Origin of the sequence: Mesorhizobium sp. M0185 (genome assembly GCF_040322175.1) — a bacterium.
GTDB lineage: Bacteria > Pseudomonadota > Alphaproteobacteria > Rhizobiales > Rhizobiaceae > Mesorhizobium.
In genome coordinates this window covers 17,723-43,203 of record NZ_JAMYSY010000029.1, presented here as the reverse complement: position 1 = coordinate 43,203, position 25,481 = coordinate 17,723, and the positions used below count along the sequence as shown (strand labels likewise).

Genomic DNA, 25,481 nt, shown 5'->3' with positions numbered 1-25,481 from the left:
ATTGGTATCCAGAGAAGGTTAACCAAGCCTTTTCATGGAAGGTTTGGGACCGGGGCTTCCGCTGCGGAACGGCTTTTTGCCGGCATCGGGAATCGGGGTTGCCTTCCAACCCGCCAAATCATAAAAGCGATGGTGGATCACTGCAATCCTGGAACCGTCCTCCTCCGCAGCTTCCTGCTACAGGTCAGACGCAAGACGGCTCCTTTCGCTTCAGGCGAAGAAGGCATCGGTGATCGCGACGATTTTCGCAGGCGTGCTCCCGTGGCGGGGGAATCGCCTGCGTGAGCAAAACGGCCGGGATTGTCCCGTGCCGGCTCTGTATGAGCAAACAAGCTGGTCCGGTTTTTTCCGGGCTTTGGTTCAAAAGGTTCTGCTGGTGACGATGGCTTCAAGCGCAATCATGGAAAGGTCCGCAACAAACCGCGCCACTACGGCTGCGGGCGGCACCGCCATGGCGCTCAGGCAGCGGCCGGCGGACGTTCAATTGTCCGGCACCCATGTTCCAGGTCCACGGCAGCGGGCAGTGTCCTGCAAGCTGCGGCCGACGGCTGCCGGGAGGAAACGAAATAATGCCAAACAAAATGCTGATAGACGCCTCCCACCCGGAGGAAACACGCGTTGTCGTCGTTCGCGGTAACCGTATTGAAGAATTCGACTTTGAATCCCAGGACAAGAAGCAGCTCAAAGGAAATATCTATCTCGCCCGCGTAACGCGCGTCGAACCTTCCCTCCAGGCAGCCTTTGTCGAATACGGCGGCAACCGTCACGGTTTCCTCGCCTTCAGTGAAATACACCCCGACTACTACCAGATTCCGGTCGCCGACCGTCAGGCGCTGCTGCGTGCGGAAGCACAGGAAGCCCAGGACGAAGAGGACGAGGAAGCCGCCGAAGGCGAGGACCGCCAGAGCCGCGACCGTGGCAAGCGCGGACGCCGGCGCGGCGGCAAGAGCCGCGACCGCGGCGAGCACAGGCGCGAGGCAGGCGCGGCCGACGGTGAGAATGGCGAGAACGGCGAAGGTGCCGTCGCAGAAAAGCTGGATGCCGTTGCCGACAACACCACGTCCGACACTGCCGGACAGAGCGAGGATGCCGCCGGGCAGAGTGAAGAAGTCGCCGATAGCGGCGAGACCGAGCCTTCCGAAGGCGGATCGAGTTCCATCGCTGCCAGCGTCGATGCCGACGTAATCTCCGAAGCCGTCCCACAAGTCGAGACAAGCGGGGCCGAGACAAGCGGCGAAGCGACGTCCGAAGACAATGATCGCGGCATGCTGGAGGAGGTGCAATCCTCGCATCCGGACGATCACGAGATCGAATCGGTCGGCGCTGAAGACGCGCTCGAAGAAGTACGCAACCGCCGCAAGCCGGTGCGCCGCCAGTACAAGATCCAGGAAGTGATCAAGCGCCGGCAGATCCTGCTGGTGCAGGTCGTCAAGGAAGAGCGCGGCAACAAGGGCGCGGCGCTGACCACCTACCTTTCACTGGCCGGCCGCTATTCGGTGCTGATGCCGAACACGGCACGCGGCGGCGGTATTTCGCGCAAGATCACCAATGCGCAGGACCGCAAGCGGCTGAAGGAAGTGGTCGCCGATCTCGAAGTGCCGCAAGGCATGGGTGTCATCCTGCGTACGGCAGGCGAAAGCCGCACCAAGGCAGAGATCAAGCGCGACTACGAATATTTGATGCGGCTTTGGGAAAACGTCCGCAATCTGACGCTGCAATCGACGGCCCCTGCCCTGGTTTACGAGGAAGGCAGCCTGATCAAGCGCTCGGTGCGCGACCTCTACAACAAGGATATCGACGAGATCCTGGTTTCCGGCGAAGAAGGCTACCGCGAGGCCAAGGACTTCATGCGCATGCTGATGCCGAGCCACGCCAAGGTGGTTCAGCCGTTCCGCGACACGACGCCGATCTTTGTGCGCAACGGCATCGAAGCGCAGCTCGACCGCATGCTGCAGCCGCAGGTGACGCTGAAGAGCGGCGGCTACATCATCATCAACCAGACGGAAGCGCTGGTCGCCATCGACGTCAATTCGGGCCGTTCCACCAAGGAGCACTCGATCGAGGACACCGCACTTCACACCAATCTGGAAGCCGCCGAGGAAGTCGCCCGGCAATTGAGGCTGCGCGATCTCGCCGGCCTCATCGTCATCGACTTCATCGATATGGAGGAGAACCGCAACAACCGCTCCGTCGAGAAGCGGCTGAAGGATCACCTCAAGAACGATCGTGCCCGCATCCAGGTCGGCCGCATCTCGCATTTCGGCCTGATGGAGATGTCGCGCCAGCGCATCCGTGCCAGCGTGCTGGAATCGACCATGAAGCCTTGCCCGCATTGCGGCGGCACAGGCCATGTGCGCTCCGATTCGTCGGTCGCGCTGATGGTGGTGCGGGCAATCGAGGAATTCCTGCTCAAGGATTCGCGCAGCCACATCACGGTGCGGACGCCGGCGGCGACCGCGCTCTATGTGCTCAATCACAAGCGCGGCACGCTGGTGGAATTCGAGCACCGCTTCGGCGTGACCATCACCATCGAAGCCGATGACGCGGTCGGTGCACAACACTACGCCATCTTCCGCGGCGCGCTGGCCGAAAAGCCGGAAGGCTTTGTCGAGGCGCGCACGTTCCCGGCCTATGTCGAGCCGGAAGAACCCGAGGACGAGATCGTCATCGAAGAGGAAGACGAGGCACCGGTGCAGGCCGAGCAGCCACGCCCTGCCCAGCAGCCGCAGCAGCCAAGGTCCGGCGAGGACGGCGAAGGCCGCGATCGCAAGCGCCGCAAGCGCCGCAGACGGCGCGGCGGCAAGGATCGTGAACACGGGGATCGCGAGCACGGGGAACGCGAACATGGCGATCGCGAGCATGGCGCTGCTGTGGAAGGTGCTTCCGTTTCGGCGCCGACGGACGACGCCTTCGTAGCCGCCGGCGACCAAGGCGCCGAAGCGGAACATGAAGCGCCGGCAGGTGTTGTGGCCGAAACGGCGGAAGCGGCGGACGACGGTCACGGCAAGAAGCGCCGGCGCGGCAAGCGCGGCGGCAAGCGCAATCGCCGTGAGGACGGCGAGGACGGCTTGGAAGCTGCCCCCGGCGAGCCAGCCGCCATGACGGAAGGTGCCGTGTCGGAAGCAGAGCCCGTAACCGGCGAGCCGGAAGGTGCGCCGCCGGCCGAAGAGCTTGCGGTGCTCGCTCCGGCGAACGACGACATGCCGAGCGCCGAAAAGCCGAAGAAGCCGCGCCGTACCGCCAAGCCGAAGAAAGTTGCGGCGGAAGCAGTTGCCGAGATTGCGGGCGCCGAGACATCGGCTGCCGAGGCCGCCTCCGTGGCTTCCGGCGAGACCGCTGCGCCGGCTTCGCAGGAGACTGAAGTGGCGGCTGCCGAGGAAACGCCGAAGGTCCGGCCGTCGCGGCGCAAGCCGGTACCGGTGGATGCTCCGGTCGTGCCGGTCGTCTCCTCGATCGTCCCGGACGAGGCAAAGACCGACGAGGCAAAGACCGAGGAAGCAAAGGCCGAGGACAAGCCGAAGCGTGCCGGCTGGTGGCAACGGAAGGGCTTTTTCTAAGCCTTTCCGTGCATTAGCCAGACTTTCTGATTAAAAAAAAATCCCGCGCTGCCGATCGGCTGCGCGGGTTTTTTTGCCCCAATTCGGGCGACAACACTATGGTGCGAAGATCGACCAGTTCATCGTCTTCGCCAATTTTTCCAGCGCGATCGAGCCCAGCCTGGAATTGCCGTTGGCATTGAGGCCAGGGGACCAGACGGCAAGCGAGGCGACGCCCGGCACGATCCCCAATATGCCGCCGCCAACGCCGCTCTTGCCGGGAATGCCGACGCGGAAAGCGAAGTCGCCGGAGCCGTCATAGTGGCCGCAGGTCAGCATCATCGCGCCGATGCGGCGGGCGCGCTCTGCCGAGACGACGGAATGCCCGGTCGCCGGGTTCTTGCCGCCATTGGCAAGGAAGCGGGCGGCCAGGGCCAGTTGCCGGCAACTCATGGCGATAGCGCAATGGTGGAAATAGACGCCCAGCGCCAGTTCCGGCGCGTGATTGAGATTACCGAACGATTTCATGTAATTGGCAAGCGCGAAATTGCGAAAGCCGGTGGCGCGTTCGGACGCCGCGACCTCGCGGTCGATGATGATGGTGTCGTCATCGGCCAGGAACTGGATGAAGCGCAGGATCTCGCCGATCGCCTCGCGCGGCTGATGACCGGCAAGCAGGATGTCCGAGACCACGATGGCGCCGGCATTGATGAATGGATTGCGCGGAATGCCGTTCTCGTGCTCGAGCTGGACGATCGAGTTGAACGGATTGCCCGAAGGTTCGCGCCCAACCCGCTGCCACAGCGCGTCGCCGACATTGCCGAGCGCCAGCGTCAGCGTGAACACCTTTGAGATGCTCTGGATCGAAAACGCCTCGTCGGCGTCGCCCGCGGTCAGCACGCGGCCGTCATTGGTCACCGCGGCAATGCCGAATTTTTTCGGGTCGATCTTGCCGAGCTGGGGAATATAGCTGGCGACGTCGCCGCGATCGGTACGCTCCGCCATTTCGGCAGCGACCTCGCGCAACGCATGTTCGAGTTGGGGCGCCTGATCAAACTCCAGCATCGTCGCTCCCGCTACTTCAGCCAGCGTTCGATACGCGCCATCGCCTCGACCATGTCGTCGTGGCTGCCGGCGTAGGAAAAGCGCATCGTGCGATGGCCTTGCAGCGGGTCGAAATCGCGGCCGGGCGTCGCCGCCACATGCGCCTCGGCCAGCATCCTGCGCGCAAACGCCATGCTGTCATTGGTGTGCCTGGTGACGTCGCAGAAGGCGTAGAAGGCGCCGTCCATGGGCGCGGCCAAAGCAAAGCCGAGCTCCGGCAGGCGTTGCATCAGGAGCTCGCGGTTCCAGGCATAGCGCGCCTTCACCGCTTCCAGCTCTGGCGTCGCCTTGAATGCCTCGATCGCGGCGATCTGGGACAGTTCGGGCGGCGAGATGTAGAGGCTCTGGGCGATGCGCTCGACTGGCCGCACCAGTTCCTGCGGCAACACCATCCAGCCGATGCGCCAGCCGGTCATGCAATAATATTTCGAGAAGGAATTGATCACCGTCACATCCGCGCCGAAAGCAAGCGCCGTCGTGTCGGGCGCCGCATAGGCCAGCCGGTGATAGATTTCGTCCGAGATGACGGCGATGCCGAGCTCTTGCGCCGTTTTGACCAGCGCCTCGAGATCGCCGGCGGGAATGACCGCGCCGGTCGGGTTGGCCGGGCTGGCGAACAGCACGCCCTTCAGCGGTTTTTCGCGATGCGCGGCTTGCAGGTGCTCGGCATGCAGATAGGCGGCGCCGTCCAACTCGATCTCGGCGATGTCGATGCCGAGCGCGGCCATGATGTTGCGATAGGCAGGATAGCCGGGCGCAGCGATGGCGACGCGGTCGCCTGGATCGAACATTGCCAGGAAAGCGAGGTTGAAGGCAGCCGACGATCCGGTGGTGACGGCTATCCGCTCGGGCGAAACGTCAAGCCCGTAATGCTCGCCATAATGCGCCGCGATCGCCTTGCGCAGGCCGGCGAGGCCCAGCGCGTCGGTATAGCCGATGCGGCCTGTTTTCAAGGCATTGGCCGCCGCTTCGCGAACCCCGGCCGGCGCCGGATCGGAAGGCTGGCCGACGGCCATGGAAACGACCGGCAGGCCCTTGGCTTTCAGCCGATTCGCCTCGGCCAGGATGTCCATGGCATGGAACGGTTCGACCGCGCCGCGGCGCGAAAGCGAAACAACCATTTTTCAATCCACCACACTTGTCCGCACGTGCCGGCCATATGCTGGCCGCGCCGCACAAATGCCCGATTGGTGTGGGGATCACAAGTTCGGTAAGTTTAGGCTGCCGACTTTTCATCCTTCGCCCACTCGTCTACCAGTGGACCTGCCATGTTGAGCCGACCCAAATCGACGATCGCCAGGACAGCGCGCGCCCTCGCGACGCTTTCGCTTGCCGCGATGGTCGCCATGGCCGGCTCGGTCAATGCCTTTGCGCAGAATGTGCCGGTTGTGCGCGATGCCGAGATCGAGGCGCTGGTGCGCGATTACGCGCGGCCGATCTTCAAGGCGGCGGGCTTGTCGGGCGACGCCATCAACATCGTGCTGGTCAACGACCAGAGCTTCAACGCCTTTGTTGCCGGCCGCCGCCTGTTCATCAACACCGGCGCGCTGATGACGGCCGAAACGCCCAACGAGATCATTGGCGTCATTGCCCACGAGGCCGGCCATATCGCCGGCGGACACCAGCAGAAATTGCGAGAACAGCTCGAGCGCGCCAAGACGATGGCGATCCTGGCGACGCTGCTTGGCGCCGGCGCCATGGTGGCCGGCGCCACCAGCAACAGCCGCGGTCTCGCCGGCGCCGGCATGGGCGTGGTGGCCGGCGGCGGCGAGATGGCGCAACGCAGTATCCTCGCTTATCAGCGCACCGAAGAGATGACCGCCGACCGTTCGGCGATCACCTATCTCAATGCAACCGGCCAGTCCGGCATGGGCATGCTGAAGACGTTTGGCCGCTTCCAGAACGCATTGTCGCTCTCGGGCGCGCAAGTCGATCCCTACAGGATCAGCCATCCGATGCCGCAGGAGCGTATCGCCAATCTCGAAGTGCTGGTGAAGCAGAGCCCTTACGTCGACAAGGTCGACCCGCCGGCACTGCAGCAGCGCCATGACATGATGCGCATCAAGATCGCCGCCTACATGCAGGGCCAGGCGGCGGCGTCGCGATTGATGCGAAAGAACCCCGGCAGCCTCGCCTCACGCTATGGCGACGCGCAGATGACCTATCTGTTCGGCAATCTGGCGTCGGCGCTCGCCAAGACCAACGCGTTGATCAAGGAACAGCCGAAAAATCCCTATTTCCAGGAATTGCGCGGCGACATCCTGATGAAGGCGAACCGGCCGAAGGATGCGGCGGACGCCTATGCCAAGTCGGTCAGCCTCGATCCGGCGCGATCGGGGCTGCTGCCGGTCTCGTACGGCCAGGCGCTGATGGCGATCGGCACGCAGGATTCGCTGAAGAAGGCGGTGGCGCAGATCAACACCGGCCTCGGACGGGATCGCGAAAACGCCGCCGGATACCGCTATCTGGCACAGGCTTACGGGGAACTCGGCAACATCCCGGCCGCCGAGCTTGCAACCGCCGAAGGGCATTTCTATTCCGGCGACTACAAGAATGCGAAAATCTTCGCCATGCGGGCGCAGCAGAGCATGAAGCGGGGCGAGCCGGGCTGGCTTCGCGCGCAGGACATTATAAACTACGCACCATCAGGTAAGAAGAAGTGAACCTTTCGGACGCAGGCTGCGACACAGCCAAACCGGGCGGACCCGAACACAGGCAAGAGGATCGAGGATCATGACCAAGGCAATTCTGCTGGGCAGTACCGGAGTGGCAGCGGCTCTCGCCATGCTGGCGTTCGGCTTCGTCGCCGGCAATCCGCAGACGGCGAAGGCCGGCACGGCACAGCTTGCCCAGACGACGTCCTCAGGTACCAAGCTCGACCGTGCCGAAGTCGAAGGCATCGTCCGCGACTATCTGCTGAAGAACCCGGAAGTGCTTCTGGAGGCCCAGCAGGCACTCGAGGCCAAGCAGAAGGAAGAACAGCGCGTCGCCAGTCTCGGCGTCATCAAAGACGCCAAGGACCAGATCTTCAATTCCTCATTCGACGGTGTTGTCGGCAATCCGAACGGCAAGGTCACCATCGTCGAATTCTATGATTATAATTGCGGCTACTGCAAACGCGCCATCGACGACATGCGCGCGCTGACCAAGGCCGATCCGGACCTGCGCTTCGTACTCAAGGAGTTCCCGATCCTCGGCCCGGATTCGCAGAAGGCGAGCGTCGTCTCGATGGCCTTCCATCTGATGAAGCCGGAGAAATACGGCGAATTCCACAATGCGCTGCTCGGCGGCCAGGGGCGCGCCACCGAGGCGGCGGCGATCAAGGTGGCGCTGTCGCTCGGCGCCGACGAGGCGGCGCTGCGCGAAAAGATGAAGGACCCGAGCATCACCGAGGCCTTCTCCAAGACCTATGACCTCGCCACCAAGCTCGCCATTACCGGAACGCCGTCCTATGTCGTCGGCAACGAGGTGGTGTTCGGCGCGCTTGGCCAGGAAGTGCTGGCCGAAAAGATCGAGGCGGCGAAGGCCGCGCTCTGATCGGCATTCGGGTTTCGATTAGGCTGCGGGTTTCCGGCACGGGCCGTTTTCCGGCTGTTGTGGACGGCGAAAGAACGCACTTGCGCTCTTTTCGCCAGCGTCTATGCCCATTATAGAGGGTCCGGCGCGCCGGCTTAGCCGCGCCGGGAAAGGTCGGCATTTTTTGAAAACGGTTTTCGTCCTGAACGGCCCCAATCTCAACGCGCTCGGCAAGCGCGAGCCGGGCATCTATGGCGGCAAGACGCTTGCCGCGATCGCCGACGACTGCAAGCAGGCAGGTGCCGCACTTGGGCTGGAGATCGATTTCCGCCAGTCGAACCATGAGGGCGACCTCGTCGACTGGATCCACGAGGCCGCCGACAAGGCCGCCGCGATCGTCATCAATCCGGGCGCCTACGGCCATACCTCGATCGCCATTCACGATGCCATCCGCGCCGTCGCGCCGCTGCCGGTCGCTGAGGTGCATCTCTCCAACATCCACGCGCGGGAACCATTCCGCCACGTCTCCATGGTCGCGCCGGTCGCCGTCGGCATGATCTGCGGGTTCGGGCCGCTCGGCTACACGCTGGCGCTGCAGGCGCTGGCTGCACGCCTATGACCGGCCAACAAACAGAAGGCTCGAAAATGTCGATAAAGAAGAACGGTGTTGACCAGCAGCTGATCCGCGATCTGGCGGGCATACTGAACGACACCAACCTGACCGAGATCGAGGTCGAGCTGGGCGATCTGAAGGTGCGCGTCTCGCGGCAGGCGCCGGCCGTCCATGCCGTCGCCGCAGCTCAGCCGGCCTATGCCCCGGCAGCCGCGCAGCCCGCGGCAGCGGCCGCCCCGGCGACGCCCGACTTGTCAAAGAACGCCGTCGCCTCGCCAATGGTCGGCACCGCCTATCTGGCACCGTCGCCCGACGCCAGGCCGTTCATCGAAATCGGCCAGAAGGTCAAGGAAGGCCAGACGCTGCTGATCATCGAAGCAATGAAGACGATGAACCAGATCCCCTCGCCGCGCGCCGGCACGGTGACGGCGATCCTGTTTGAAGATGCGCAGCCGGTCGAATATGGCATGCCGCTCGTCGTGATCGAGTAGAGCCGGGAACAGGCGAAAGATGTTCCAGAAAATCCTCATCGCCAATCGCGGCGAAATCGCCCTCAGGGTGCTGCGCGCCTGCAAGGAGCTCGGCATCCAGACGGTGGTGGTGCATTCGACCGCCGACGCCGACGCCATGCACGTGCGTCTCGCCGACGAGAGCGTCTGCATCGGCCCGCCGCCGTCGCGCGACAGCTATCTCAACATCCACCAGATCGTCGCCGCCTGCGAGATCACCGGCGCCGACGCGGTGCATCCCGGCTACGGTTTCCTGTCGGAGAACGCCAAGTTCGCCGACATCCTCGCCGCGCACAACATCACCTTCATCGGCCCGACCGGCGACCATATCCGCATCATGGGTGACAAGATCGAGGCCAAGCGTACCGCAAAACGCCTCGGCATTCCCGTGGTGCCCGGCTCCGACGGCGCGGTCACCGAGGACAAGGAAGCCAAGCGCATTGCCGCCGTGATCGGCTACCCCGTAATCATCAAGGCGTCGGCCGGCGGCGGCGGGCGCGGCATGAAAGTGGCGCGTAGCGAGGCCGATCTCGAGGTGGCGCTGCAGACGGCACGCTCGGAGGCGGGTGCGGCCTTCGGCGACGACGCAGTCTATATCGAGAAATATCTGCAGAAGCCGCGCCATATCGAAGTGCAGGTGTTCGGCGACGGCGCCGGGCGCGGCGTGCATTTCGGCGAGCGCGACTGCTCGCTGCAGCGTCGCCACCAGAAGGTCTGGGAAGAAGCGCCCTCGCCGGCGCTCAATGCCGAGGAGCGCGCGCATATTGGCGGCGTCTGCGCCAGGGCGATCGCCGATCTCGGCTATTCCGGCGCCGGCACCATCGAATTCCTCTATGAGGACGGCGAGTTCTATTTCATCGAGATGAACACGCGCCTGCAGGTCGAACATCCGGTGACCGAGGCGATTACCGGCATCGACCTCGTGCACGAGCAGATCCGCGTCGCCTCGGGCGGCGGACTTTCGGTGCGCCAGGAGGACATCCGCTTCCACGGCCATGCCATCGAATGCCGCATCAATGCCGAGGATCCGCGCACCTTCACCCCCTCGCCGGGCACCATCACCCATTTCCACACGCCGGGCGGCCTCGGCATCCGTGTCGATTCCGGCGTCTATTCCGGCTATAAGATCCCGCCCTACTACGACAGCCTGATCGGCAAGCTGATCGTGCATGGCCGCAACCGCGTCGAATGCATGATGCGGCTGCGGCGCGCGCTCGACGAATTCGTCGTCGACGGCATCAAGACGACGCTGCCACTGTTTCGCGACCTCGTTGGCAACGCCGACATCGCTAATGGCGACTACGATATCCACTGGCTGGAAAAATACCTGGCCGAAGGCGAGTGACACAGGGGCGAAGCGATGACCCGTCCCTACGCACCCGGTTATCGCATCCCGACCGACCTTTTGCTCAAAGCCTATGCCTCCGGCGTCTTCCCGATGGCCGAAAATGCCAATGACCCCGAAGTGTTCTGGGTGCGGCCGGAGACGCGCGGCATCATTCCGCTCGACGGGTTCCACATACCGAAAAGCCTGAGAAAGACCATCCGCAAGGATCTGTTCGAGTTCCGCATCGATTTCGATTTCGAGGCGACGATCGATGCCTGCGCAGAAAGGCGCGAGGAACGGCGGTCGACCTGGATCAACGCACCGATCCGCGAAGCCTATATCGAGCTGCATCGGATGGGCCATTGCCATTCGGTCGAGGCCTGGCACAACGACCGATTGGTCGGGGGGCTCTACGGCGTATCGCTCGGCCGCGTGTTCTTCGGCGAGAGCATGTTCGCCAGGGAGACCGACGCGTCAAAGGCCTGCCTGGTTCACCTCGTCGAACGCCTGAAGGCGCGTGGCTTTGCACTGCTCGATACGCAGTTCACCACCGAGCATCTCAAACGCTTCGGTGCAATCGACGTGCCGCGCGGCAAGTACGAGAAGATGCTGGCCGAGGCGCTGAAGGGCGAGGCCGTGTTTTTTCCATAACCTGGAATGGTTCATCGTTTCACAGAAACGCAATTCCGGACGGAAAGCCGTTCACATTTCCTGGAATGCTCTTGCGGCCGGTCAGCCTTTTGCTGCCGTCACCAGCGGCGTCTGTGCGTGGAACATCATCTTCCAGCCATTGACGCGGTGGACATAGCCGGTGCTGACCAGCGCCGCATAGGCTTCGCCATCTTGCCGCGTCGCACGCGCCTCGTAGGTCAGCATGACGATGTCGCTGCCCGGCTCGATGATGCCCTTGAGGTCGATGTCGAGATCGCGCCAGCGGTTCGGGTCCGTGGCAGTTGCGGCCAGATCGGTATTGCTCATCACCCGCGCCATCTGCGGGAAGGCCACCAGGCAGTCGGTATCGGCATTGGCCTTGAAATAGTCGGCACCGCCGCTCCAGAATCCCCTTTCGATGTCGAGAAGTTCGTTCTTGTTGGCCATCATCATGGCAACCTCCTCCGTAGAGAGGCACCAACGCTCGGGCAACGCGGCGGTTCCGCAGGGCGCGGTATCCGCCGCGCACTGACAGATTCTAGTTGGTTTTGGGGGCGGCGGGTGCCGGCACGTCGGACTTCTGCTTGCAGCCCTTCAGCCAGATATCATAGACGGCATGCTCGACGGCGTTGATCCCGGGGCTTTCGGCAAACATCCAGCCGGTGAAGATACGGCGTATCTTCCGGTCGAGCGTAATCTCGTCGACCTCGACGAACGAATCCGTCTTCGGCTCTTCGTTTTCGGGCCGCGAATAGCAGATGCGCGGCGTCACCTGCAAAGCGCCGAACTGCACCGTCTCGTCGATATAAACATCGAAGGTGATGATACGGCCGGTGATCTTGTCGATGCCGGCGAATTCAGCGACGGGATTGGTGATGCGCTCGGACACTGCCGGTGCTGCAGGCGCCACCGACGCGTCCGGCGCAGGCGGCGCCAATTCCTGCGCAGCAGCGAGCGCCACCATAGAAGCGAGAACGACCGCGGTTAATCCGCCCGTCAAAATTCGGCTGAACATGCTCATGCAAGGTCCGGTGGTTTGCGCCCGGGGTGATTCTCTTAACGCCAAGGCTAGTTGCTGCTGTCGGATCAGCAAACAGCTAAACAGCAATTGTGGCGACAAAGGACCGCCCTCGTGGGGACCGCCCCCGTGGGGACCGCGCGCGTGTCGCGGCGATCGATCAAGAACCAGGCGTCCAGGCGTCGTAGTCGCCCGTCACCTGCGGACGATGCTGGTTGGTCAGCACCGAGCCTTTCGGGCGATAGGCCGCGGGGCTGCCGGTGAGGTTCGGCACATGCGGCTTTTGCCAGTCGCGTGGCTTGTAGTCTTCGCTTGGCGGCGCAACGTCGACACGATGATGGATCCAGCCATGCCAGCCGGGCGGAATCGCCGAGGCTTCCGAATAGTCGCGGTAGATGACCCAGCGACGGGTGCGGCCTTCCGAATCGACGCCGCCCTCATAATAGACGTTGCCGACCTCGTCCTGCCCGACCTTCTTGCCATGCCGCCAGGTGTGGAAGCGCGTTCCCAATGTCTGGCTGTTCCACCAGGTGAAAAACTGCAGAAGGAAAGTTTTCATGCAAATCCTCGTGGCAAGTCCTTGTGGCAAGTCCTCGCGGCGGCTGCGGCGCCTGTTCCTGCTTATGGCGTCACGGCATTGCGAAGGCAAGGGTCTTGCCGCAACCGGCGAGCAAATGGCTGACGGGAAAGCGAAACGATGATGTTATTTTCGCGGCCGTCCGAAGCAGATGAAATAGGTTGTTGGCAACCTTACGCAGCGTTATTCTAGCAGTTGATGCTTCGTTGCCTCAAGGACGGCAAATGAGAGGGGCTCATGTCATCGCTGGCGGGCACGGCCGGTCGCGCGTTGCCGCAGGTCGTTGAGGCGATCTACGATTCGATTGCCGACGTCGACCGCTGGCAGGCGACACTCGAGGCCATCTGCAATCTGGCGGAAGGCCAGCTTGCCATGCTCGCCGTCATCGACACGATCAGCAGCTCCGCGCGGTTTTCGGTGTCCTGCGGCGATCCCGCAGTTCTTGAGCCATTGAAGCATGACTACGGCTCGCAAGTGCCGTTCTATGCGGCGGTTCCCAAGATGGAGATCGACGTGCCGTTCACCGTCGATTCGATCTACGCCCTGCAAGGCCCGGATACCCGGCAGAGATGGCTCGAAAGCCGCATCGTGCGCGAATGGGTGCAACCCAACCGCCTGGACGATTTCTTCTGGGTGGCGTTGATGAGGCGGCCGACCCGGATCGGCACGTTGATGGTGGTGACCGACAAGGACAGGCGCCAGATTTCCCGCGAGGATATCGAGCTTGTCTGCCTGTTGGCACCGCATGTGCGGCGCGCGGTGACCATCGGCGACCTGTTCGAGGCCGAGCGGCGCAAGGCCGAAATCTTCCGCTCCATCATCGAAAGCCTCGACCATCCGGTGCTGATCGTCGCCGAAGACATGACCATCATCTTCGCCAACCCGTCAGCCGAAGCGCTGCTCGCCGAAAATATCTCGGTCGCTTGCGTGCGCGGACAGCTTTCCTTCACCTATGCCAAAGCCAACGCCGCGATCGGCCGTGCCGTCCAGCTCGGCACGCGCGACGAATTCGCGCTCGGACCTTGCGGCATCAACATTCCCCTGGCCAGGACGGTCGTTCCGGCAGTGGCCCATGTCATGCCGCTGGCGCGCCGTGAAATCTCGGCGCGCATCTCGCAACGCGCCGCCGCAGCGATCTTCATCGCCGCCGCCGGTTCGACACCGACCCCGGCGCTGGACGCCATTGCGGCGCTGTTCGGACTGACCGCGGCAGAAAGGCGAGTCGCCGGTCACGTTGCCGCCGGCCTGACGCGAAAGGAAATTGCCGCGGCCGGCGGCGTCTCGGACGGCACCGTCAAGTCGCAGCTGGCGACGATCTTCGACAAGACCGGTACCGGCGATCAGCGCGAGCTCGAACTGTTGATGCGCGAATTGTCACCGCCGTTGCGCTCCAGTTGATTTTGCTCAGGTTCCCCGGACCGGCAGCGGTCCAAAAGACTCGGCCGGTAAGTTTTTCAAACCTTTGACACCATCGTCCGCAAAATCTGGGAAACGAAACCGGCATCGTTGCAATTCGGCCAAAATCATGGTGCGGTCGTTCGCGGTCCAGAAACGCGGCACTATGCTCGGCTGGAATGAAAATGGTTTCTGGCGCGGATCTCGATCTTTGACACCGACATCTACCGAGCGGCTGCTCCCCTACCTCTTTCTGCTTGGGCTGATCGCAATCGCGGTCGCTTTCCGGCCACTGCTGCCCGTCGACGAAACGCGATATCTCAGCGTCACCTGGGAAATGTATCTGAGCGGACAGATCTTCGTCCCGACGATGAATTTCGCGCCCTATCTGCAGAAGCCGCCACTGCTGTTTTGGCTTATCGACCTTGTCTGGAATATTTTCGGCGCCAGCCGGCCGGCGGCGATGCTGGTCATCTTCGCCGCCTCCTCGCTCGTCATCTGGCTGACGACGGCGTTGGCAAAGACCCTGTTTCCGGGCCGCGACGACATCGCGCGGCGCATCCCCTGGCTGGTTGCCGGAAGCAGCGTGTTCGTCATCTATTCGACGCTGATCCTGTTCGACCTGTTGCTGACGGTCTTTGTGCTCGCCGCGCTGTTGTCGTTGATTGCCTTTGCCCGCAGCGGCAACCGCTGGCAGGCCGTTCTGGCCGGGCTGTTCATCGGCATGGGCGTGCTGACGAAAGGCCCGGTGGTGCTGATCCATATCGGCGCGCCCATCCTGTTCTACCCGTTCTGGCGCGACCGGCGGGCGGGACTGACGACACCGAACTTCCTCGCTGGAGTGGGCCTGGCCCTGCTCGCCGCACTAATTCCGGTGGCGATCTGGTTGGTGCCGGCGACCATCCTGACAAAAGGCAATTTCGTTTATGATCTCGTCTGGAACCAGTCGGCGGGGCGCGTCACCGGCAATTTGCGCAATTCGCACGGCCGGCCGTTCTATTTCTATCTGCTGCTGCTGCCGGTCATGTTCATACCGTGGATCTTCATACCCGAGGTGTGGCGGTTGAAGCTGCGCACGCGGATACGCAACCTGATCGACGCGAAGTCGCCGGATCTGCGCGCCTTGCGCCTGCTGTCATTCTCGTTCGTTGCCGTGTTTCTGGTGTTCAGCGCGATATCCGGCAAGCAGCCTCATTATGTCGTGCCGATGTTGCCGTTCGTGGTCATCCTGTTCGGCTATTTCATGGCGGAGATCCCGCTCGCCAGGCTGAAGAGCTCGGCCATCGTCATGCTTGTCATTTTCGGCATCGGCCACGCGGTGGCATCGGCAACCGCGTTCAAACGCTATGATCTGACGCCGCTCGCCAACTTCATCGACGAGCGAAAGGATGCGGACTGGGCCGTGGCTTTCGACTATCAAGGCGAAGTCGGCTTCCTGGCCCGGTTGCAAAAGCCATTCGAAACCACCGACAAACCGGAAGAATGGCTTGGCTCGCATCCCAGCGGCTATGTCATCGACAAGGTTTCCAAGGATCCCGGCACTGCAGGGCAAATCGCGTTCCGGCTTCGCGTCGAACGCGGCTATCTCGTCGTGCTGAAGGGACAGCATTGACGATCGTCACCGGTATGCGAGTTCGTCCCCCGCGCGGGAGATGAAGGCGTTGCTGCTTCGTGGTTCCATCGCTCGATAGAACCGGGAGGTATTCATGCGCAAGCTCATCTCGACGACGCTTTTTGCCATATCGCTCGCTGTGGCCGGCCTTGCCGCCGATCCGGCATGGAGCTTCAAATGTCAGTCCGGAACGATTGGGCAAGGCAGTTGCTCCTGCTCCGGGACCGCCGACTGCACCGATATGCGGCATTCCAAAATGTGCAAGGGCGACCTGAACTGCGGTTCGGGCAAATGCTCCTGCACGGCCGCATTGGTAGTCGACCCCGGCCCGAAAACCCCCAAGCCCAAGGTCGTCGCGCCGATGGCGACAACCAAAGGCGTCGTGAAGCAGTAGATATCCAATCCGAACGGACGGCGGCTCGACGTCGCTGGGCCGGCCCGATGTTTCGCGGTTCATCCCCCGTGCGGGCGATGAACCGCCATCGAACAAATGCTGCTGTCTAGCCGGAGGGTGGTTTCCAACGAAAGAGCGAGGATACCATGTTGAAAACCTGCACGATGCTGTTCTTCTGCCTGATGGCGGCCACCGCGGCCGCCCAGCCGCCGCCTTCGGGGCCGCCGGTTCCCAGTGCGGCACTTGCCCCATGCAACGCCACACAATCGAACAGGCCCTGCAAAGCCGAACTCGGCGTGTTCCTGATCACCAACACCGTCCGCAACCTGGCGCAAGCCAAGGTCGACGCCACCAACGCACAGCTGGCCGCCCAGGGACGATCGTCACGCGCATCGATCGAATCGCTGAAGCAATGGCGGCCGTCGCGTTTTGCGACGCAGATGCTGAATCAGCCGAACAGCTGGTTTGTCAAAGTTCCTTACATCCTGACCATCAAAGTCTCGATCCCGGTGACCTCCGACCGCCACATCGGCATTCCCATAGACGTCAACGTCTTCTGCAGCGGCTGGCAGACCGATTCCAGCCAGGTCATCATCCGCTCGCAACCCGGCCCGGCGAGCTTCGAGGGCGGCAACATCCTCGAAGACGTTTTCAACGTCGGCAACTACATCGACGCTCAGGTACGCAGCTCGTTTTCGGCACCCCTGCCGGTGACGACGCCGGTTCCAAATTCGAAATGCTCGGCAATAGACGGCTCCGATGCCGGCACGCAGGCCACCGGCGATGATCTCATCTTCTGGACGGTGCCGCGGCGCAACCTGGTGGTGACGGACGCCATAGCCAAGCCGACGGTTGAAGTGACCTTCGACAGCCTCACACGCCTGCCAGCCCGCGACTTCCACAACAATGTCGTCTATGCGGAATCCGAGGCCATAAACCTCAACGTCTATGCCAATGAGGACGGCGTTCAGAAAGCCCTGACGATGCGCGAAGGCGACGTGGCTGCGCTGAACCTTCCCGTACTCAGGCTCGACGCGCGAAAATACGATTCGCTGGTCGTCATCGGCAATGTCGACCAGCCGCCGAACGATCCCAGAGACAGCGCCTTCGCGGTAGCGGCCAAGACTGCGGGATTCGGTGCCGGTTCCAAGATCATGCAGATCCCGAAGTGGTATTCGAGGCCTCCGGACCAGTTCAATCACAAACCTACATGGGTCAGAGTTCCGGGCTATGAGCTGCACTATACGGTACGCTATCTCAACAGCGGCGGGCTGGCCGTCGACGGTGAAGCCAGTACGGTCCGGCCCCCAAAAGTCGCCGTTCCGATAAAGACGCCCATCAAGCCGAAAACGCCCTGACGCGGCCGCTCGCGGATGACGGCGGCGGTTCAGACCGCTGCCGCCATCTCCCGCGCGGCAGATGCGGCAGCGCCGGCTTCATGGCCTGATCTTGCCGGAACAAACGCGCCGCTGCGCCACGAGCGAGCGGCGCCATCGATGGAGACAAACGATGCTGCACCTCCCTCACACCATGCCCGCCGTCAGGATCATTGCGGCAATCTCGCTGCTTGCCTTCCCGAACTTCCTGCCGCCGGTCACGAGCCCGGCGAACGCGCTGCCGGTCAGCCAATCCTGCCGGATCACCACGTATTACAAGACTGCGGCAAAGGCGACGGAGGTTGGCGTGCGCTCGACGTGCCAGGGCGTCAAAAAATGGGGCGTCACCTCGAAATATTACGAGGTGGAAAAAATCGAAGCCGCCACGCCCCCGCACACGTCGGGCGGCGGCGGCAGCCTGCCGTGCGAGTTTCTCGCTGCCGGCTGCTCCAACCTGCCTGAGAAACGCAACTGAGCGTCAGGCGAACGAGCTATCCGAGTTGCTTCTCCAAAACCAGCGCCGGCAAGCCCGAGGCGCCACCGCAATCGGCCGTGTTGCCGGCGGGCAAGAACCCCCTCGCGCGGTAGAAGGCGACAGCCGGAGCATTTGCTTCCTCGACCTCGACACGCAGCGTCCTGGCCTCCGGAAAGCTGGCCTCGATTTCGTCCAGCAGCGCCTGGCCGATGCCTTGCCTCTGCCAGGCCGGATGCACGTAAAGCTGGTTCAGCATGACGATCCTGGCATCCGTGGTGGCGGCCGCGAAAGCCATGCCGCCGATGGTTTTGCCGTCGTCGGCGACCAGGAACTCCGAGTTCGGCCGCGTCAGCCGTGCCTTGAGCGCGGCGATCGAATGCCATTCATCGGTGATTTCGGTAACCCGCGCCGCGCCGTAGATGGCGTCATAGGTGGCATGCCACGTCTCGACCAGCAATGCGCGCACCGCCGCCAGATCGCGCTCGCCGGCGGTGCGGACAAACATCCTACTCGATCCCGAGCTTGGCCTTGACCAGCTCATTGACCGCCTGCGGATTGGCCTTGCCGCCGGTCGCCTTCATCACCTGGCCGACGAACCAGCCGGACATGGTCGGCTTGGCGCGCGCCTGCTCGACCTTGTCCGGGTTGGCCGCGATCACCTCGTCGACCGCCTTTTCGATGGCGCCGGTATCGGTGACCTGCTTCATGCCGCGGCTTTCGACCAGCTGACGCGGATCGCCGCCCTCGTTCCAGACGATCTCGAATAGATCCTTGGCGATCTTGCCGGAGATGGTGCCTTCCTTGATCAGGTCGATGACCGCGCCAAGCTGGTCGGGTGAAACAGGAGCGTTTTCAATGTCCTTGCCGGCTCTGTTCAACGCACCCAGCAAATCGTTGATGACCCAGTTGGCGGCAAGCTTGCCATCGCGACCAGCGGCCACCTTCTCGAAATAGTCGGCGACCGCCTTTTCCGATACCAGGATCGAGGCGTCGTAGGTCGACAGGCCGAGCGAGGTGATCAGCCGCGCCTTTTTGGCGTCGGGAAGTTCCGGCAGGTCCTTTGCCAACTCGTCGACATAGGCCTGGTCGAATTCCAGCGGCAGAAGGTCGGGATCGGGGAAATAGCGGTAGTCGTGCGCTTCTTCCTTGGAACGCATCGAGCGCGTTTCGCCCTTGTTGGGGTCGAACAGCCGCGTTTCCTGGTCGATCTTGCCGCCGTCCTCGAGGATGGCGATCTGGCGGCGCGCCTCGTAGTCGATGGCCTGGCCGATGAAACGGATGGAGTTGACGTTCTTGATCTCGCAGCGCGTGCCGAATTCACCGCCGGGCCGGCGTACCGAGACGTTGACGTCGGCGCGCAGCGAGCCTTCGTCCATATTGCCGTCGCACGTGCCGAGGTAGCGCACGATGGTGCGCAGCTTGGTGACATAGGCCTTGGCTTCATCGGCGGAGCGCATATCCGGCTTCGAAACGATCTCCATCAGCGCCACACCGGAGCGGTTGAGATCGACATAGGACATCGTCGCATGCTGGTCGTGCATCGACTTGCCGGCGTCCTGCTCCAGGTGCAGGCGCTCGATGCCGACCTCGATGTCCTCGAATTCGCCCTGCCGGTCCGGGCCGACCGAGACGATCACCTTCCCCTCGCCGACGATCGGCTGCTTGAACTGCGAGATCTGGTAGCCCTGCGGCAGGTCGGGATAGAAATAGTTTTTCCTGTCGAAGACCGATTTGTGGTTGATCTCGGCCTTTAGGCCCAGCCCGGTGCGGATCGCCTGCTTGACGCATTCCTCGTTGATGACCGGCAGCATGCCGGGCATCGCCGCGTCGACCAGGCTGACATTGGCGTTGGGCGCGGCGCCGAAAATGGTCGAGGCGCCGGAAAACAGCTTTGCCTGAGAGGTCACCTGCGCGTGGACCTCGAGGCCGATGATGATCTCCCAGTCGCCGGTGGCGCCGGGAACCAGGCGCTTGGCGTCGGGCGTGCGGGTGTCGATAATGCTCATAAGGGCCTGCATATTGAAATTGCGGATATGCGAGAACGCATATTTTGATGTGCAACTTCGCTAGTGCAAACCGCCAAAAGAGACAAGCGCAAAGCCGCAGGCGCCGACGCGGCACAGGCCCGCACCTGCCGCGACGAACTGCGATAGCAGCTTGAAAAATCGACCTGTCGGCAACCCGGCCGCCGTCACCTATGCCGTGGCGATGTAGGCCCTGATCTCCTCGGCCTCGCGCTCGACATCCTCGATGCGGCGCTTGACCACGTCGCCGATCGACACGATGCCGTCGAGCAGCCCGTTCTTTTCCACCGGCAGATGGCGGAAGCGGCCCTTGGTCATGATCTCCATGACCTCGTTGACGGTGTGGTTCTCATTGCAGATCTTCACCTTGGGCGTCATCGCCGAGCGGATGGCAAGGTCGAGCGCCGCCGCCCCCTCCTTGGCGAGAACCCGCACCACATCGCGCTCGGAAAGAATGCCGACGATCTTGTGATCGCCGTTGGTGATGACCAGCGCGCCGATCCTGTGTTCGGAAAGCATGCGGATGGCTTCGCTGAGCTTTTCGTTCGGCCCGAGCGTCACCACGCCGTGGCCTTTTGCCTCGAGAATTGCCTTAACAGTCATGGCGTCCTCCTCTGCATTTCCTGCCGGCTCCTGCCCTGGCCGGCTTTCCCTGGGATGAACATGGTGCGCCGCGATCGGTTGCTTTTCAAGTGCGGCGGTCTCAGGTCTCCGGCTCGTCCGCCTGCCGGGGCACCTGCTCTCGTCGATCAAAAAACCGCAGGCCGAAGAAGCCGGCAAGAAAGCCGCCAATATGGGCTTCCCAGGCGATCTGGCCGTCAATGCCAGGCGCCAGGCCGAAGAGGCCGGTCGCGAGGTTGATCACCATCCACATGGCGAGAAAGGTGACGACGCCGCGCGAGCGCAGCACCGCCGCCATCGGCAAAGGCCGGCCGGCGAAGGCGGCCTTGCCCGACGAGCGGTCGATGCGGAAGCCGTAGCGTGCCGCCGCGCCCATCATGCCGGAAATCGCGCCGGAGGCGCCGACCAGCGGCGCCTCGCCAAGCGGGTGCATGGCCCAGAACAGCGCCACCGCCGCCAGTCCGGTCGCGGCGAAGAACAGGCTGAAGCGCAGGGCGCCGAAGCGGTTGGCCAACGGTGAGCCGAAGGCCGCGAGCCACACCATGTTGATGGCAAGATGGGCAAAGCCGCCATGCAGGAAGGCATATGTAAAGGGCCGAGAAAACAGGAACCAGTCGAAGCCGTATTGGCCAGTGTAGAGAACAGGAATGAAGGCCCCGTCGTACAATAGTGTCAGCTGCTGGTCTTGGCTAAGCACATACTGCTGCATCAGAAAGACGACGACGCAGATGGCGATCACCGCCAGCACCACGGGCGGCAGGTTGAACACCGGCTCGCGGCGCTGCTCCGGTTCGCGGGCGACAGGCCCACCCTGGCCCTGCTCGATCTCCGATGGGCTTTCTGGGTCGCTCATATGGCTTGCACTCAGTCGCTGGATTGGACTTGGCGAGCATGTAGATCACGGCCAACCGAATCACAAACGGCGAATCAGCAGCCCCGAATCAAAAAAGAAGCCGTCCAAGGTTTCCCTTGAACGGCTGGTCGAGCCCCTTGCTCCCCCTGAACTCTTGACTGAAGTGCTGCCGATCGTCGCAAAACGACCGCTTCTGGAGTGGTTTTGGTGTGCCACAGGGCTGGCAGGCGCGCAACGTAAACCAGTTGTTAACCTTAACCGCCCCGACCCGTGAACAAGTATTAACGATGCTGGCACGCATCCTGCTCCGCAACGCATGTAGGTCTTCGGAGGGCGCCCTTCTGTTCACCGATGGGACATCAGAAGACAGAATGCGCGGAGCAGCATTAGCATGAACCAGACCGGATCGATCACGCTGTTCCATTATTGGAACCGGTTGCGTGACGGACGCCCTGCCCCGAAGCGCTCGGAAGTCGAACCGGCCGATATCAAGTCGCTGCTGGCCGACACGTTCATCCTGGAAAAGGACACGCGCGGCGAAGCGGTGTTCCGGCTCGCCGGCACCAGGCTCTGCGCGGTCTATGGCCGCGAACTCAAGGGGTTTTCATTCCCTTCGCTGTGGCGTGAAAAGGACCAGCGGCTGATTTCGAAGCTGACCGATGGTGTCTTCGACCTGAAATCGGTGATGCTCATCACCTATGAGGGTTTCAGCCGCAACGGCCGGTCCAACAGGTTCGAGCTGCTCGCGCTGCCGCTCGACGGCGGTGTCGAGAGCCCGCGCTGCCTCGGCGTGATAAGCGCCGTCGAAAAGCCCTTCTGGCTGGGCGCCGACCCGGTTCTCGACGCGTTGATCGATTCGATCCGTGTCGTCGATCCCGACAAGGAGCCGATGTTCCCGGGGAACCGGCCGGCGATAGAGGTTCCCTCGCTCGCCCCATCGGAATTCGACCCACCCGAGACGATTTCGGCGCTCGGCCAGGCCCGCCGCATCCGTCACCTGGTCGTCTTCGACGGCGGACGCGAGGAATGATGCCCAAAGCTTAAAGCAACAGCGCCGGGCTTTCCCCTTTGTTAACCTGCTTTGTTGTAGTTTTCCGCTGAAATTCCCCGCATCCATGCGCGGAATGCCGAACGGGGTATGGCAGTGATGAGGTCAGCGGCGGTCGACCATGCGCTGTCCCAAGCTGAAAGGCGTAACTTTCAGCGCGTCCGCGTGAAAATTTACGGACGCTTCATGCTGGAAGACCGCACCGAACATCCCTGCCAGGTGGTCGACATGTCGCCCGGCAACGTTGCGCTGCGCACCGAGCGCGCCGGCCTGGCGGGCGAAAAGGTCATTGCCTATATCGATCACATCGGCCGCATCGAAGGCGTCATCACCCGCACGCTGCAGGATGGCTTTGCGATGACCGTCATTGCGTCGGAGCGCAAGAGGGACAAGCTCGCCGCGCAACTGACCTGGCTTGCCAACAAGCACGAGCTCGACCTGCCGGAAGACCGCCGCCATGAACGCGTCGCGCCGCGCAACCCGACGAGCGTGCTGCAGCTTGCCGACGGACGGCAGTACCAGTGCCGCATCATCGACCTGTCGCTGTCGGGCGCGGCGATCGAGATCGACGTCAAGCCGGCCATCGGCGTCCAGGTGACGCTGGGCACCATGCGCGGCCAGATAGTGCGGCATTTCGAAGATGGCGTCGCCATCGAGTTTGCCGTCATCCAGCGGCCGGAAACGCTCGATACCGAATTCAGCTCATCGCGCGGCTGACGCGGAAGCGTTAGCACTATCGGGAAGAGAGGCTGGCGATCCTTCGCGCCCCCCCTCTGTCCCGCCATCCTGGCTGTTCGAACGGTGCGACGAAGCATGGGAACATGCCCGGCTGGAATCCTTAAACAATTCTATATTCAATTGCGTCAAATTTTATGTTTATTCTATTGGCGTTTTACTTAATGTCTACTTCGCACTTTTGCGTCAAATAAATCCAGTCGTGTCATTGTCTCCTCAAACGGGGAGACTGAATAATGAACAGGATGAGGGGCAAGCTGTTGCTGGCGGCAATAGCGATGCAGCTTTTCGGTTGGGGGACTGTAAACGCGGCGGAGCCGGCCTTCATGCACACCGGCGGCCGCACCACGCAGCCGGTCGGACACTACGAATTGTGCCAGCAGCTTCCGCAGGAATGCAATCAGAGGACGCCTGGCCGGGCACCCGTCGAGCTGACCCGCAAGCTGTGGGCAACGATCGTCAAGGTCAACAATTCGGTCAACAGCAGGGTCGCGCCGCGCACCGACATGGAAATGTGGGGCAAGGAGGAAGTCTGGTCCTTTCCCAATAGCGGCTTCGGCGACTGCGAGGACTATGCGCTGGAAAAGCGCCGCGAGCTGATGAGCATCGGCGTGCCGGCCGGCGATCTGCTGATGACGGTGGTGCGCCAGCGCAATGGCGACGGCCATGCGGTGCTGACCGTGCGCACCAGCCTTGGCGAGTTCATCCTCGACAATCTCCAGCCCAAGGTGCTGTCCTGGACCAATACCGGCTACACCTACCTGAAGCGCCAGTCCGAGCGGAATTCCGGCGCCTGGGTGACGATCAACGACGGCCGCTCCGACGCGGTCGCCAGCGTCCGCTGAGGGCGCCAAGGCATGTCGCCCAAAAGTGCGTAGCGGTTTTGGGATAACGACATGCATAAAACAGAGGTTAAGTGCGTCGCATGACTTCGCGCTTTAGGAGAAACCCGGTCGAGTCCCCACCCTCCCCGTCCCCAACGACCGGGTTTAAGGAGCCGGCCCCGTCCCCGGGCCGGCTCCACCATTTCTGGCGGAACACATCTCGATACAGTTATCTCGGCTTTGCCTCCAACTGCGCTTCGTCATCCAAGCTGTCTCACGATCGTTTGTAGGATACGAGCTGCCGTTTGCCGTCGAAACGCTGTTACCTGCCCCTGATACGGAACGCGTCGACAAAGGCGGAAAACGCCGGAGAGGGATGGCGTCGGCTTGGATAGTACAGGTGGTAACCTTGGAACGTCGGGCACCATTTGGTGAGGACTTCCTGGAGAAGGCCACTCTCAATGTGTGGAAGGACGAGTTCACGCGGTAGATAGGCCAAGCCCACTCCGTCAAGCGCAGCCTGGATCGCCGGCCCCATGTTGTTAAGCGTCAGTTGCCCCTCGACCCGAGCACTGAACTCGCGCGCTCCTTCCCGCAATTCCCAGGCATAGACCGATCCTGACGTCGGCAGCCGGTAGTTGATGCAGTTATGGTCGGTCAGCTCCTGCGGCGTCTCCGGCGGTGTCCGGTGGGCGAAGTAATGGGGTGAGCCGACCACAGTGTAGGTCACGTCGGCTCCGATGCGCACGGCTACCATATCCCGGGCAATGGACTCGCCCAGACGCACGCCGGCATCGAACTGGCGCTCGACGATGTTGGTGAAGGCGTTGTCGACCACCAACTCGACATTGATATCGGGGAAGTCGCTCAGGAACTTTGGCAGCCGGGCGCGGAAGACAATGTCGACCGAATCGTCGGTGCACACTAGGCGAATGTTGCCGGACGGCCTGTCGCGAAGGACGCCGAGAGCGCTGACCTCAGCCGCGATGCCTTCGAAATGCGGTTCGATGCCTTCCTTGAGGCGTTGACCGGCCGCCGTCGGGGCCACGTCGCGCGTGGTGCGAGACAGAAGACGGACGCCAAGCCGCGACTCCAGCGACTTGATGGTGTGGCTAAGGGCCGAAGGAGTGACCCCGAGCTTGGCGGCTGCTCGGGTGAAGCTCCGCGTCCGGGTGATCTCCAGGAACGCGCGCATTTCGGCGAACTCGTCGCGTGGCATTGATGAGCCTCATTCACAACCACATCAAAATTATACCCGCTAGTCGCATTTGGC

The 25,481-nt window shown here is 62.6% G+C and carries 25 protein-coding genes; 15 read left to right on the top strand and 10 right to left on the bottom strand.

Features of this window, described 5'->3' with window-relative positions; translation table 11 throughout:
- Positions 1-569: 569 nt before the first annotated feature.
- Positions 570-3,557 (top strand): Rne/Rng family ribonuclease, encoded by a 2,988-nt coding sequence (locus NKJ20_RS21555; protein ID WP_352746756.1) that lies wholly within the window; start codon positions 570-572, stop codon positions 3,555-3,557.
- A 96-nt stretch (positions 3,558-3,653) separates the two neighbouring features.
- Here NKJ20_RS21555 and NKJ20_RS21550 read toward each other — a convergent pair whose 3' ends face one another.
- The gene (locus NKJ20_RS21550; RefSeq protein ID WP_352746754.1) at positions 3,654-4,601 is read right to left on the bottom strand and encodes a glutaminase; all 948 of its coding nucleotides are present in this window, start codon (positions 4,599-4,601) and stop codon (positions 3,654-3,656) included.
- An 11-nt stretch (positions 4,602-4,612) separates the two neighbouring features.
- Entirely contained in the window at positions 4,613-5,761 is a 1,149-nt protein-coding gene (locus tag NKJ20_RS21545) for a pyridoxal phosphate-dependent aminotransferase (protein ID WP_352501648.1), read from the bottom strand.
- Between the two features lie 147 nt (positions 5,762-5,908).
- On the opposite strand from NKJ20_RS21545, the gene NKJ20_RS21540 reads away from it, so the two are divergent.
- The 6 genes from NKJ20_RS21540 to aat all read left to right on the top strand — a co-directional run bounded on the left by NKJ20_RS21540 (position 5,909) and on the right by aat (position 11,256).
- Complete coding sequence (locus tag NKJ20_RS21540; RefSeq protein ID WP_352746751.1) at positions 5,909-7,303, top strand: M48 family metalloprotease; 1,395 nt, start codon at positions 5,909-5,911, stop codon at positions 7,301-7,303.
- Positions 7,304-7,373: 70 nt separating this feature from the next.
- Complete coding sequence (locus NKJ20_RS21535) at positions 7,374-8,177, top strand: DsbA family protein (RefSeq protein ID WP_352746750.1); 804 nt, start codon at positions 7,374-7,376, stop codon at positions 8,175-8,177.
- Between the two features lie 163 nt (positions 8,178-8,340).
- Positions 8,341-8,775 carry a type II 3-dehydroquinate dehydratase gene (gene aroQ, locus NKJ20_RS21530; RefSeq protein ID WP_023717478.1) on the top strand — a complete coding sequence of 145 codons (435 nt, stop codon included), beginning with the start codon at positions 8,341-8,343 and terminating at the stop codon, positions 8,773-8,775.
- 26 nt (positions 8,776-8,801) lie between these two features.
- Positions 8,802-9,260, top strand: coding sequence for an acetyl-CoA carboxylase biotin carboxyl carrier protein (gene accB / locus NKJ20_RS21525; protein WP_352451093.1), 459 nt, complete (start codon positions 8,802-8,804; stop codon positions 9,258-9,260).
- A 19-nt stretch (positions 9,261-9,279) separates the two neighbouring features.
- Positions 9,280-10,623, top strand: a complete 1,344-nt coding sequence (accC, locus tag NKJ20_RS21520; RefSeq protein WP_352451094.1) for an acetyl-CoA carboxylase biotin carboxylase subunit — start codon at positions 9,280-9,282, stop codon at positions 10,621-10,623.
- A gap of 15 nt (positions 10,624-10,638) precedes the next feature.
- On the top strand, positions 10,639-11,256 hold the full coding sequence (gene aat / locus NKJ20_RS21515) for a leucyl/phenylalanyl-tRNA--protein transferase (protein ID WP_352570907.1): 618 nt from the start codon (positions 10,639-10,641) through the stop codon (positions 11,254-11,256).
- 81 nt (positions 11,257-11,337) lie between these two features.
- On the opposite strand, the gene NKJ20_RS21510 is transcribed toward aat, so the two are convergent.
- From NKJ20_RS21510 to NKJ20_RS21500, 3 genes are all read right to left on the bottom strand, one after another.
- The gene (locus NKJ20_RS21510; protein WP_352593854.1) at positions 11,338-11,706 is read right to left on the bottom strand and encodes a hypothetical protein; all 369 of its coding nucleotides are present in this window, start codon (positions 11,704-11,706) and stop codon (positions 11,338-11,340) included.
- 88 nt (positions 11,707-11,794) lie between these two features.
- A complete protein-coding gene (locus NKJ20_RS21505; RefSeq protein ID WP_352451095.1) occupies positions 11,795-12,277 on the bottom strand; it encodes a DUF2155 domain-containing protein in 483 nt (160 codons plus the stop codon).
- Positions 12,278-12,434: 157 nt separating this feature from the next.
- The gene (locus NKJ20_RS21500; protein WP_023674818.1) at positions 12,435-12,833 is read right to left on the bottom strand and encodes an NADH:ubiquinone oxidoreductase subunit NDUFA12; all 399 of its coding nucleotides are present in this window, start codon (positions 12,831-12,833) and stop codon (positions 12,435-12,437) included.
- Between the two features lie 255 nt (positions 12,834-13,088).
- On the opposite strand from NKJ20_RS21500, the gene NKJ20_RS21495 reads away from it, so the two are divergent.
- The 5 genes from NKJ20_RS21495 (at position 13,089) to NKJ20_RS21475 (ending at position 18,103) form a co-directional block, all read left to right on the top strand.
- Positions 13,089-14,249, top strand: coding sequence for a helix-turn-helix transcriptional regulator (locus NKJ20_RS21495; protein ID WP_352746746.1), 1,161 nt, complete (start codon positions 13,089-13,091; stop codon positions 14,247-14,249).
- A 208-nt stretch (positions 14,250-14,457) separates the two neighbouring features.
- Positions 14,458-15,858, top strand: coding sequence for an ArnT family glycosyltransferase (locus NKJ20_RS21490; protein WP_352746743.1), 1,401 nt, complete (start codon positions 14,458-14,460; stop codon positions 15,856-15,858).
- A gap of 94 nt (positions 15,859-15,952) precedes the next feature.
- Positions 15,953-16,252 (top strand): hypothetical protein, encoded by a 300-nt coding sequence (locus tag NKJ20_RS21485; protein ID WP_352746741.1) that lies wholly within the window; start codon positions 15,953-15,955, stop codon positions 16,250-16,252.
- A 146-nt stretch (positions 16,253-16,398) separates the two neighbouring features.
- Positions 16,399-17,610: a hypothetical protein gene (locus NKJ20_RS21480; protein ID WP_352746740.1), complete on the top strand. Its 1,212-nt coding sequence runs from the start codon at positions 16,399-16,401 to the stop codon at positions 17,608-17,610.
- A gap of 151 nt (positions 17,611-17,761) precedes the next feature.
- Positions 17,762-18,103, top strand: coding sequence for a hypothetical protein (locus tag NKJ20_RS21475; protein WP_352578246.1), 342 nt, complete (start codon positions 17,762-17,764; stop codon positions 18,101-18,103).
- Between the two features lie 16 nt (positions 18,104-18,119).
- Here NKJ20_RS21475 and NKJ20_RS21470 read toward each other — a convergent pair whose 3' ends face one another.
- From NKJ20_RS21470 to NKJ20_RS21455, 4 genes are all read right to left on the bottom strand, one after another.
- Positions 18,120-18,608, bottom strand: coding sequence for a GNAT family N-acetyltransferase (locus NKJ20_RS21470; RefSeq protein WP_352646752.1), 489 nt, complete (start codon positions 18,606-18,608; stop codon positions 18,120-18,122).
- A 1-nt stretch (position 18,609) separates the two neighbouring features.
- A complete protein-coding gene (gatB, locus tag NKJ20_RS21465) occupies positions 18,610-20,109 on the bottom strand; it encodes an Asp-tRNA(Asn)/Glu-tRNA(Gln) amidotransferase subunit GatB (protein WP_352746739.1) in 1,500 nt (499 codons plus the stop codon).
- Between the two features lie 189 nt (positions 20,110-20,298).
- Positions 20,299-20,730 carry a CBS domain-containing protein gene (locus tag NKJ20_RS21460; protein WP_352451102.1) on the bottom strand — a complete coding sequence of 144 codons (432 nt, stop codon included), beginning with the start codon at positions 20,728-20,730 and terminating at the stop codon, positions 20,299-20,301.
- 100 nt (positions 20,731-20,830) lie between these two features.
- Positions 20,831-21,601, bottom strand: coding sequence for a rhomboid family intramembrane serine protease (locus NKJ20_RS21455; protein ID WP_352746737.1), 771 nt, complete (start codon positions 21,599-21,601; stop codon positions 20,831-20,833).
- 391 nt (positions 21,602-21,992) lie between these two features.
- Here NKJ20_RS21455 and NKJ20_RS21450 point away from each other — a divergent pair, with 391 nt between their 5' ends.
- The 3 genes from NKJ20_RS21450 to NKJ20_RS21440 all read left to right on the top strand — a co-directional run bounded on the left by NKJ20_RS21450 (position 21,993) and on the right by NKJ20_RS21440 (position 24,229).
- On the top strand, positions 21,993-22,631 hold the full coding sequence (locus NKJ20_RS21450) for a PAS domain-containing protein (RefSeq protein ID WP_352451104.1): 639 nt from the start codon (positions 21,993-21,995) through the stop codon (positions 22,629-22,631).
- Positions 22,632-22,748: 117 nt separating this feature from the next.
- Complete coding sequence (locus tag NKJ20_RS21445) at positions 22,749-23,366, top strand: PilZ domain-containing protein (protein WP_352746735.1); 618 nt, start codon at positions 22,749-22,751, stop codon at positions 23,364-23,366.
- 263 nt (positions 23,367-23,629) lie between these two features.
- Positions 23,630-24,229, top strand: a complete 600-nt coding sequence (locus NKJ20_RS21440) for a transglutaminase-like cysteine peptidase (protein ID WP_198023528.1) — start codon at positions 23,630-23,632, stop codon at positions 24,227-24,229.
- A gap of 301 nt (positions 24,230-24,530) precedes the next feature.
- On the opposite strand, the gene NKJ20_RS21435 is transcribed toward NKJ20_RS21440, so the two are convergent.
- Positions 24,531-25,427, bottom strand: coding sequence for a LysR family transcriptional regulator (locus NKJ20_RS21435; RefSeq protein WP_352702383.1), 897 nt, complete (start codon positions 25,425-25,427; stop codon positions 24,531-24,533).
- Positions 25,428-25,481: the final 54 nt, after the last annotated feature.

Bases quoted from the DNA above. Each gene is read 5' to 3' on its own strand.
- NKJ20_RS21445 (WP_352746735.1), top strand. From the start codon at position 22,749: ATGAGGTCAGCGGCGGTCGACCATGCGCTGTCCCAAGCTGAAAGGCGT.
- NKJ20_RS21455 (WP_352746737.1), bottom strand. From the start codon at position 21,601: ATGAGCGACCCAGAAAGCCCATCGGAGATCGAGCAGGGCCAGGGTGGG.
- NKJ20_RS21500 (WP_023674818.1), bottom strand. From the start codon at position 12,833: ATGAAAACTTTCCTTCTGCAGTTTTTCACCTGGTGGAACAGCCAGACA.
- NKJ20_RS21540 (WP_352746751.1), top strand. From the start codon at position 5,909: ATGTTGAGCCGACCCAAATCGACGATCGCCAGGACAGCGCGCGCCCTC.
- NKJ20_RS21495 (WP_352746746.1), top strand. From the start codon at position 13,089: ATGTCATCGCTGGCGGGCACGGCCGGTCGCGCGTTGCCGCAGGTCGTT.
- NKJ20_RS21450 (WP_352451104.1), top strand. From the start codon at position 21,993: ATGAACCAGACCGGATCGATCACGCTGTTCCATTATTGGAACCGGTTG.
- NKJ20_RS21545 (WP_352501648.1), bottom strand. From the start codon at position 5,761: ATGGTTGTTTCGCTTTCGCGCCGCGGCGCGGTCGAACCGTTCCATGCC.
- NKJ20_RS21470 (WP_352646752.1), bottom strand. From the start codon at position 18,608: ATGTTTGTCCGCACCGCCGGCGAGCGCGATCTGGCGGCGGTGCGCGCA.
- NKJ20_RS21550 (WP_352746754.1), bottom strand. From the start codon at position 4,601: ATGCTGGAGTTTGATCAGGCGCCCCAACTCGAACATGCGTTGCGCGAG.
- NKJ20_RS21435 (WP_352702383.1), bottom strand. From the start codon at position 25,427: ATGCCACGCGACGAGTTCGCCGAAATGCGCGCGTTCCTGGAGATCACC.
- NKJ20_RS21460 (WP_352451102.1), bottom strand. From the start codon at position 20,730: ATGACTGTTAAGGCAATTCTCGAGGCAAAAGGCCACGGCGTGGTGACG.
- NKJ20_RS21510 (WP_352593854.1), bottom strand. From the start codon at position 11,706: ATGATGGCCAACAAGAACGAACTTCTCGACATCGAAAGGGGATTCTGG.
- NKJ20_RS21485 (WP_352746741.1), top strand. From the start codon at position 15,953: ATGCGCAAGCTCATCTCGACGACGCTTTTTGCCATATCGCTCGCTGTG.
- NKJ20_RS21555 (WP_352746756.1), top strand. From the start codon at position 570: ATGCCAAACAAAATGCTGATAGACGCCTCCCACCCGGAGGAAACACGC.
- accB (WP_352451093.1), top strand. From the start codon at position 8,802: ATGTCGATAAAGAAGAACGGTGTTGACCAGCAGCTGATCCGCGATCTG.
- aat (WP_352570907.1), top strand. From the start codon at position 10,639: ATGACCCGTCCCTACGCACCCGGTTATCGCATCCCGACCGACCTTTTG.
- NKJ20_RS21535 (WP_352746750.1), top strand. From the start codon at position 7,374: ATGACCAAGGCAATTCTGCTGGGCAGTACCGGAGTGGCAGCGGCTCTC.
- gatB (WP_352746739.1), bottom strand. From the start codon at position 20,109: ATGAGCATTATCGACACCCGCACGCCCGACGCCAAGCGCCTGGTTCCC.
- NKJ20_RS21505 (WP_352451095.1), bottom strand. From the start codon at position 12,277: ATGAGCATGTTCAGCCGAATTTTGACGGGCGGATTAACCGCGGTCGTT.
- accC (WP_352451094.1), top strand. From the start codon at position 9,280: ATGTTCCAGAAAATCCTCATCGCCAATCGCGGCGAAATCGCCCTCAGG.
- NKJ20_RS21440 (WP_198023528.1), top strand. From the start codon at position 23,630: ATGAGGGGCAAGCTGTTGCTGGCGGCAATAGCGATGCAGCTTTTCGGT.
- NKJ20_RS21475 (WP_352578246.1), top strand. From the start codon at position 17,762: ATGCTGCACCTCCCTCACACCATGCCCGCCGTCAGGATCATTGCGGCA.
- NKJ20_RS21480 (WP_352746740.1), top strand. From the start codon at position 16,399: ATGTTGAAAACCTGCACGATGCTGTTCTTCTGCCTGATGGCGGCCACC.